The organism is Streptomyces sp. NPDC031274 (assembly GCF_055570235.1).
This window is the reverse complement of record NZ_JBVIHP010000036.1, coordinates 83,403-90,882: the sequence shown is the minus strand read 5'-3', so window position 1 is coordinate 90,882 and position 7,480 is coordinate 83,403. Positions and strand designations below refer to the sequence as shown.

Sequence of the window (7,480 nt, the reverse complement as noted above, 5' to 3'; positions counted from 1 at the left end):
TCACCCCCCAGGCCATCCGTTCGACAAGGGGAGGTAGTCATGCCAACTCCGAAGGCCGGTAACCCCATTGCGGGGCTACGAAGAAGGTAATGGGGACCGCGCCTCTGTTGCGCAGGGTCGCGAGAGTTCCGTGGAGCCGCGCCCCCTGTTCTGCAGGGCGGCGACAGGTCCGTAGCGCCGCGCCCCCCGCTCCGCAGGGCGGCGACAGTTCCGTAGAGCCGCGACCCCGTTCCGCAGAGCGCCGGTAATTCCGCAGAGCCGCGCCTCAGTTCTGCAGAGCCGCGATCCGCAGCGCCACCGGCCCCGCCGCCGGCCGCACCACCGGTCCCGCCATCTCCTCCCGCGCGCTGGCCTCCGCCCACCACGCCCCGCCGTCCTCCATGTGCCGCAGCAGGACGCCCTCACGGATGGCCCAGGGGCAGATGGTGACCGCCTTCACGCCCGTCAGCTTCATCGCCGTGTGCCCCACGATCGCCCCGGCCAGGCTCTGCACCGCCCGTGGTGCCGAGACCCCCGGCAGCCCGGCCCGTTCGGCCGCCGGCAGTTTGGCGAGCCGGTCGCGGCACTCGCGCAGGTCCGCGCGGCTCAACTGACGTGCCATGAAAGGCCCGTGGCGACCGGGTGCCGCACCTCCAAGTCGCGCCAGTTGCTGGAACGTCCGTGACGTCGCCACCGCGGTGCGCGGACCCTCCCAGCGGATCCGTGCGGCGACGTCCCGCAGCTGGTGGCGCACCTTGCGCCGTAGCTCCTTCACGCTCTGCTCGCTCGGCGGATCCTCGCCGTCGAAGAACTCCCGGCTCAGCCTGCGCGCGCCGAGAGGCAGCGAAGCCACGTAATCCGGCAGCCGCCCGCGCCCGAAGGCCACCTCGAGCGAACCGCCGCCGATGTCGAAGAGGGCGAGCGGTCCGGCCCGCCAGCCCATCCACCGGCGGGCCCCGAGGAAGGTGAGCTCGGCCTCCACCTCGCCGGGCAGCGTGCACAGCCGTACGCCGGTCTCCTCGCCCACGGTCCGCAGCACGTCAAGACGGTTGGGCGCGCTGCGTACGACCGTCGTCGCGAAGGCCAGCGGCTCGGCCGAGCCCCACCGCCGGGCGGTCTTGGCGGCGGCGGTGACCGCCGTGACGAGCTGCCCCACGCATTCCTCGGGGATCACTCCGCTCGGCCCAACCTCCTCGGAGAGTCTCACCTTCCACTTGGCGGTGTGGACCGGCAACGGCACACCGCCCTCGGCGTCCACGACGACCAGCCGGACCGCGTTGGCGCCCACATCCATCACACTCATTCGCATGTGACTCTGAGTACCCATTTGGCCACAGGTCAGTCACGGTGACCATTTTGGTTGACCTTGGTGGGACCAGGGAACCGGTGATCCGACCATGCAACGCGCCACGGACGTGACCGTCCGGGGCCCGCGAGGAGAGTGAGCAACCATGCGTGTCGCATTCCTGATGGCGCCGGAGGGCGTCGAGCAGATCGAACTCACCGACCCCTGGAAGGCGGTGACCGACGCGGGCGGCGAGCCCGTCCTCGTGTCGACGGAGCCGGGCCGCATCCAGGCCTTCGACCATCTCGACAAGGCCGACACGTTCCCCGTGGACAAGGTCGTCGGTGAGGTGTCCGCCGACTCCTTCGACGGGCTCGTCCTGCCGGGCGGCGTGGCCAACCCGGACGCCCTGCGCCTCGACGAAAGTGCGGTGTCCTTCGTACGCGGCTTCTTCGACAGCGGCCGTCCGGTCGCCGCCATCTGCCATGCCCCGTGGGTCCTCGTCGAGGCGGACGTCGTCTCCGGCCGGGGACTCACCTCGTTCCCGAGCCTGCGCACGGACATCCGCAATGCCGGCGGCACCTGGGTGGACGAGCAGGTGAAGATCTGCGACGACGGGCCCAACACGCTCATCACAAGCCGCAAGCCGGACGACCTGAAGGCGTTCTGTGAGGCGTTCCTGGCGGAGTTCGCGAAGCCGACCGCCTCCTGAGCACAGACCGGCGGCCGAGAGGGGCTACTCCCTCGGGAGCAGCGGCCCCAGCGGCCCGAGGTCCAGATTCAGGTCCTCGGGCCGCAAGCCGTAGCGCTCGCGCAGTTCGGCCATACGGTCGTCGAGGAGCATCAGCGTGAGCCCGATGCGCTCCTCCTGGTCCTCGTCGAGCTCCCCGGTGTCGAACCGGCGCACGGCCTGCCGCTCCATGAGCTGGCGCAGCAGTTCCACGACGGTCAGAACGAGTTTGATCAGGTCGCGTTCCACCGTGTCCGGTTCGAGTTCGAGACGGTTCTTCCCCGTTGCCCGCTCGCTCACAGCAACTCCTCGAAGGGTGAGGGGACTTGCTCGTTCACCGAGCTGATGAGTGCGTTCAGGTCGATACGGACCAGATCGACGTCCGCGATGCGCAAGGTGAGGTCCCCGGTGATGACGACCCCGCCCGCGAGCAACCGGTCGAGCAGGTCGACCAGGGCGACCTCCCGGCGTTCGACGACTGTCACAGTCCCGCCTCCCCCGCTACGCCGTCCCCGTCGGCTTCCAGGCCCGCGAAGGAGTACGCGGCCCACGGCCCGGTGAGCTCCACGCGCATTCCGGCCCCCTCGCCCTGGACGCCTTGCACCAGTTCCACGAAGGCCTCCGAGTCCGAACGCGGCACCAGATAGGACGCATTGAGTACGTTGCGGCCCGATTCCCGGGAAAGCGCGGAGTTCTGAGGCGCGTGCAGTCGGGCATCCTCCGCGTACCCGCGGAGCATGTCGTGCAGCCGGTCCGCGAACTTCTCGGCGCTCTGCCACATCTCTTCATGAGCCCTGTTGCGCTGTCGGCGCTGGCGCAGGTAGTCCCGCCCCGTCGCGGCCTTCTCCGGCTCCTCGGCCGGGCGGGTCGCCTCGGCGTCGGCATGGATCTTGACGCCCCATTCCACACGGCCGTCGAGTCGGTCGAGCGTCCGGTGGAACGTGTCCTCCCGCTCCTCCATCATCGCCCGCACACCCGCGTCGTCCCGGAACACGGTGGCGAGCCGCAGCGGCAGCGGAGTGGTGACCGCGGTGAGCGCGTCGATCACGGCCTGGTGGGCGCGCGCGGTCGCGCTCAGCCAGTCAAGATCCTCCAGGTGACGCCGGAGCGGCTCTTCCGCGAAGTCCCGCTCCGGCACGGTGCCGACCACGGCGATCAGGCCGTGGTGCGGCAGCTGACCGGGGGGCGCGCCGTCCACCCCGGTCACCTGGGTCTGGAGCGCCGCGTCGAAGGGACGGCAGATGGCGTAGACGTACCGCAGTCCACTCATGTGCTCTCCTCCGCGCTGCTCCGCTTCGCCCTGCCTTGCGCTGTCTTGCCCTGCACCGTCTTACTCTGTTCCGTCCTACTCTGTTCCGTCTTCCCTCGCTCCACCGTGCGTCGCTCCGTCGCGCCTTGCTCCAGTTCGGCAACCTGAGCACGCAACTCGGCGTTCTCACGGGCGAGTTCATTGCGGCGCGCACCTGAGGACAGTGCGGGGTCGTCCTCCCACCAGTCGATCCCCATCTCCTTCGCCTTGTCGACGGAGGCGACGATGAGCCGCAGCTTGATGGTCAACAGTTCGATGTCGAGCAGGTTGATCCGGATGTCCCCGGCGATCACGACACCCTTGTCGAGCACTCTCTCCAGGATGTCGGCGAGGTTCGCGCCGCCGCCCTGCCCGTACGGCTCGGGCATCCGGCTCGGCATCGTCATCGGCGACTCCCGCTCACAGCGGGCTCTTCGTCGTACTTCGCCTCGTCCTCTTCGCCCTCGTCCTCTTCAGCCTCGTCTTCCTCGTACCGCGCCTCGTCCGCGCCTTCGTCCTCCTCGTCCTCCTCGTCTTGCTCGTCCTCGTAGGACTCCTCAGGCTCCTCGGACCCCTCGGGCCGTTCCTCGTCGTCGCTCTCGTACTCGTCCTCGGCGACGTCCTCCGATTCGCCCGCCTCGTTCTCCTCGCCCTGCTCCTCCTCGAGCGCGTCCTCATGGCTCTGGACGACCTCACCGTCGCGGATCTCGCCGCGCCAGCCGTCCTCCGCCTCACCCTTGATGGTGATGAACCGTGCGAAGTTCTTCAGGTCCAGCCGTGCCCGGCGGCCCTGCGCGCGCCAGATGTTGCCGGTCTTCTCGAAGAGCCCCTTCGGGTAGTACTCCAGGACCAGCAGGACGCGCGTGAGGTTCTCGGCCAGCGAGTGGAAGGAGACGACGCCCTTCGTCGTGCCCTTCGCGCCCTCCGAGGTCCAGGCGATCCGGTCGTCCGCCACCTGCTCGGTGGTGTGGGCCTTCCAACTCCGGTTGGACCAGAAGACCTTGGCCTGCCAGTCGGAGGTGGTGTCGTCGGCGCGGTTCGCGCTCTTGACGCCCTTGGCGAAGGTGCTGAACTCCTGGTACTGGGTCCACTGGTCGTACGCCGTGCGCAGCGGCACGCCGACGTCCACGAACTCCATGATGACCGTCGGCTTCTTGCCGGCCCCGCCCTTCCGGCGCCCCTTGCCGCCGGTCATGTTCTTGAAGGCGCCGACCACACTGTCCTTGGCCCTGCCCGCACCGACCTCGATGGCGGACCGCACCGGGCCCTTGCCCTCGGCCATCTTGCGTCCGCCGTCGAGGGCCAGCTTGGCGAAGCCCGGACTGTTGCCCTCGGCGATGTCGTTGAGCTTGCCCGTCGTCTCACCGAGCTTGTGGCCCACTCCGACCAGCAGACGCTGGGCCTGGGCACCGAGATACTCCTGGACCTCTGACTTGAGCCGGTCGGCGGCTTCGCTCTGCGCGATGCCGGCGAGCGGATTCTCCTTCGCCCCGTTCTTCGCGGACTTCAGGGTGTCACTCATCACGACTGCCCTCCTTCGGCACCCGGGCTCCGGTGGCGCGGCGCGCGGACGTCTTCGCCGCGGCCCTGGCGGGAGCCTTCTTCGCCGTCTTTCTGGCCGGGCTCTTCTGGGTCGCCGTCTTACGGGCGGGGCTCTTCTTGGCCGGGGCCTTCTTGGGGGCGGCCCGCTGCTCGGGCGCCTTCTTCCGCGGCCGGGTCTTCTCCTCGGCCTCCTCGGGCTCCTCGGTCTCCTCGCGCTCCGCCTCCGCGGACTCTTCGTGGTCCCGGTCGTCCTGGTCGTCGTACTCCTCGTACGCGTCGTCCGGTTCCTCGGCCTCGTCCTCGCTGCCGCGTCCCGGTATGTCCGGTGTCACGCCGTCCAGTTGGTCCCGCACATCCGCCGTACGTCCGTGCAGCCGGTCGGCGAGGCCCGAGATCTGCCGCTCGACCAGTGCTCCGGTGGCGGCCTTGCCGACCCCGCGCAGGTCCCCGCGCAGCTGGTCGCCGATCTCCTTGAACTGCGGGTTGTTCTGCAGCTGTTGGGACAGCAGGTCCCCAAGGGCACGCGGGCTGAGATTCATCCGCTTGCCGGCCACCATGGTGCCGACCGCGAAGGCCAGCTTCATCTTCTTCGTACGTCCCAGGACGTATCCGGCCCCTACGGCGAGGCCCAATCCAAGTCGATTCATCGTGTGGTCCCGTTGTCGGTTCCCGCGCCGGTGCGCAGGCCTATTTCCAGTCGGTCGAGCAACTCGTCCTCCTGGCTGTCGAATTCCTCCTCGCCGATCTCCCCCGACTCGAGCCGCTGCTCGAGAAGGGCGAGTTCGGAGCGGACGGTGGCCGGGTCGTAGTAGAGGCGCTCGGCCTCGGCGAGTACCTGGCTCACCGCCCAGAGGCCGCCGCGCACGGGTGCGAACGGCAGCATCAGGACTTCGCCGATCAGTCCCATGCGCTTACTCCCGGCCGCTCTGCGAGCCCATGGCCTCCGGCGTGGCTCCCGCCGGCTCGGAGGGCCCGGGCTCCACGAAGCTGTAGGGCGGCAGCGGGCCGTTGACGCGCAGTTCGACGTGCGGATGGCTCTTGCGGGCCTCCTCGACGGCGTCGAGGAACGCCCCGGCCGAATCGCGCTCCACCAGTAGCGACAGATTGGCCAGCCATCCCGTGGACTCGGGGCCCACGCTGACGGCGTGCGCCGTCGGCTCAAGGATGCGGTGCAGTTCCACCGCGTCCTCGGCCTCCCGGCTCTGGAGCGCGGCCACCACCATCTCGCCGAGCTGCAGCTTCTGGTCGTAACTGCCGCCACCCGATTGCCGGTTGGCCTCGGCGAGATTCTGGACTTCGGGGTTGTCGGCCATCACACGGTGCAGGGCGGCCTGTTCGTCGTGACTGGCCTTGACGTTGTACTCGACCTTGCCCGCCAGCGTCGTGATCCGCTCCCGGTAGTGCTCGGCGCGTTCCGCGAGCACGCTCGCGACGGCCGTGTCGTCCGGGGCGATGTTTCCGAACCGCATGGGGAGGACCGGACCTGCCGCGCCCGCCTCGTTCAGCACGTTCTGATGGGCCAACAGGTCGTTGCGCTTTGCGCGCAGCCCTTCGGGCGCGTCGCTGACAATGGCAGCGAGGTCGCCTTCCTTGATGACGCGCACGGGGCGCGCCGGCTTTCCCACGCCGCCCATCCCTTCGGGGAGCGAGGGGTGCGAACTCTCGGTGATGCCATAGACGTACGTACTCATTCCTGCTCCTCCTTCCTGCGCGCGGACGTGCTCTTGCGTGCGCGCGGGCGGGGCTCCGACTGGCCCTCTTCACGGGACTGCTTGAACGCGTCGGAGATGGTCTCCGCGGCACCGGACAGCGCGCCCTTGGACTTGCCGCGCGCACCGGATTCGGTCATCTCGCCCACGAGGTCGGGGAGTCCGGGATCCCTGTGCGGCCCGGCCTCCAGGTCGAGGCGGTTGCACGCCTCGGCGAAGCGCAGATAGGTGTCGACGCTGGCGACGACCACACGCACATCGATCTTCAGGATCTCGATGCCGACGAGCGAGACACGCACAAAGGCATCGATGACGAGCCCGCGGTCAAGGACGAGCTCCAGGACGTCGTAGAGGCCACTGGTGCCTCCCGACCCACCCGATTGCTGTGCAGGTACAACGGTCATGCCGACCGGCCCTCCTTGTCTGGGAAGTCTGGGGAAAGAGCCGCTCCGTGGAGGAGCCGCTCTGTGCGAAGAACTGCGGAATCCCGCGCGGGACGGCTTCAGCGGCCGCCGGGCTTGGGCGAGTCGGCGCGCCCGCGTTCGTAGCGGCGGACGCGCCGGTAGCCAAGGAGCTCACCCTGCGGGTCGCACTCCACCTGGTAACTCGCGAGGAGACTCATCGTGTCCGGAACCCGGGTGAGTTCCAGGACCTCGATCTCCAACGTCCAGCCGTCCTCGGTCTGTTCGAAGGACGACACGGACTCGGCTGTCATCCCGGTGAGTTCGGCGAGCTGGGTGCGTGCCGTGCGCAGCACCTCCATGGGGCCCGGCCGACGGTTCGCCCTGCCGTTCTCCGCGCGATGGTTCTTGTCGCTCTCCGCGCGTTCGGTTGAATTCCTCGAGTTCTGCGAACTCGTCTTCCTCTTCGCTGGATCTGACGATGTGTTCAAGTTGGCCACCTCTTCTTCACGAGTGGCCCGTAATCCATTGGCCAAACATCCACAG

The 7,480-nt window shown here is 68.8% G+C and carries 12 protein-coding genes; 1 reads left to right on the top strand and 11 read right to left on the bottom strand.

Going from position 1 to position 7,480, the window contains the following annotated elements:
• Window positions 1–265: 265 nt before the first annotated feature.
• Window positions 266–1,288: a Ppx/GppA family phosphatase gene (locus tag ACZ5CR_RS39435; protein ID WP_468866912.1), complete on the bottom strand. Its 1,023-nt coding sequence runs from the start codon at window positions 1,286–1,288 to the stop codon at window positions 266–268.
• 142 nt (window positions 1,289–1,430) lie between these two features.
• Here ACZ5CR_RS39435 and ACZ5CR_RS39430 point away from each other — a divergent pair, with 142 nt between their 5' ends.
• Window positions 1,431–1,976: a type 1 glutamine amidotransferase domain-containing protein gene (locus ACZ5CR_RS39430; protein WP_468866910.1), complete on the top strand. Its 546-nt coding sequence runs from the start codon at window positions 1,431–1,433 to the stop codon at window positions 1,974–1,976.
• A 24-nt stretch (window positions 1,977–2,000) separates the two neighbouring features.
• Here the strand turns inward: ACZ5CR_RS39430 and ACZ5CR_RS39425 are convergent, their stop codons facing one another.
• From ACZ5CR_RS39425 to ACZ5CR_RS39380, 10 genes are all read right to left on the bottom strand, one after another.
• A complete protein-coding gene (locus ACZ5CR_RS39425; protein WP_468866908.1) occupies window positions 2,001–2,294 on the bottom strand; it encodes a gas vesicle protein K in 294 nt (97 codons plus the stop codon).
• Complete coding sequence (locus tag ACZ5CR_RS39420) at window positions 2,291–2,479, bottom strand: gas vesicle protein (RefSeq protein WP_160509195.1); 189 nt, start codon at window positions 2,477–2,479, stop codon at window positions 2,291–2,293. The genes ACZ5CR_RS39425 and ACZ5CR_RS39420 overlap by 4 nt, the downstream gene beginning before the upstream one ends.
• Window positions 2,476–3,264, bottom strand: coding sequence for a GvpL/GvpF family gas vesicle protein (locus ACZ5CR_RS39415; RefSeq protein WP_468866907.1), 789 nt, complete (start codon window positions 3,262–3,264; stop codon window positions 2,476–2,478). Before ACZ5CR_RS39415 ends, ACZ5CR_RS39420 begins: the two co-directional genes overlap by 4 nt.
• The gene (locus tag ACZ5CR_RS39410) at window positions 3,261–3,689 is read right to left on the bottom strand and encodes a gas vesicle protein (RefSeq protein WP_468866905.1); all 429 of its coding nucleotides are present in this window, start codon (window positions 3,687–3,689) and stop codon (window positions 3,261–3,263) included. The genes ACZ5CR_RS39415 and ACZ5CR_RS39410 overlap by 4 nt, the downstream gene beginning before the upstream one ends.
• A complete protein-coding gene (locus ACZ5CR_RS39405; protein ID WP_468866902.1) occupies window positions 3,686–4,804 on the bottom strand; it encodes an SRPBCC family protein in 1,119 nt (372 codons plus the stop codon). Before ACZ5CR_RS39405 ends, ACZ5CR_RS39410 begins: the two co-directional genes overlap by 4 nt.
• On the bottom strand, window positions 4,797–5,471 hold the full coding sequence (locus ACZ5CR_RS39400; protein ID WP_468866899.1) for a DNA primase: 675 nt from the start codon (window positions 5,469–5,471) through the stop codon (window positions 4,797–4,799). Before ACZ5CR_RS39400 ends, ACZ5CR_RS39405 begins: the two co-directional genes overlap by 8 nt.
• Window positions 5,468–5,731: a gas vesicle protein GvpG gene (locus ACZ5CR_RS39395; RefSeq protein WP_468866898.1), complete on the bottom strand. Its 264-nt coding sequence runs from the start codon at window positions 5,729–5,731 to the stop codon at window positions 5,468–5,470. Before ACZ5CR_RS39395 ends, ACZ5CR_RS39400 begins: the two co-directional genes overlap by 4 nt.
• 4 nt (window positions 5,732–5,735) lie before the next feature.
• On the bottom strand, window positions 5,736–6,515 hold the full coding sequence (locus tag ACZ5CR_RS39390; RefSeq protein ID WP_468866895.1) for a GvpL/GvpF family gas vesicle protein: 780 nt from the start codon (window positions 6,513–6,515) through the stop codon (window positions 5,736–5,738).
• Window positions 6,512–6,937, bottom strand: a complete 426-nt coding sequence (locus ACZ5CR_RS39385; protein WP_389906559.1) for a gas vesicle structural protein GvpA — start codon at window positions 6,935–6,937, stop codon at window positions 6,512–6,514. Before ACZ5CR_RS39385 ends, ACZ5CR_RS39390 begins: the two co-directional genes overlap by 4 nt.
• Before the next feature lie 98 nt (window positions 6,938–7,035).
• Complete coding sequence (locus ACZ5CR_RS39380; protein ID WP_468866892.1) at window positions 7,036–7,434, bottom strand: gas vesicle protein GvpO; 399 nt, start codon at window positions 7,432–7,434, stop codon at window positions 7,036–7,038.
• Window positions 7,435–7,480 lie beyond the last annotated feature (46 nt).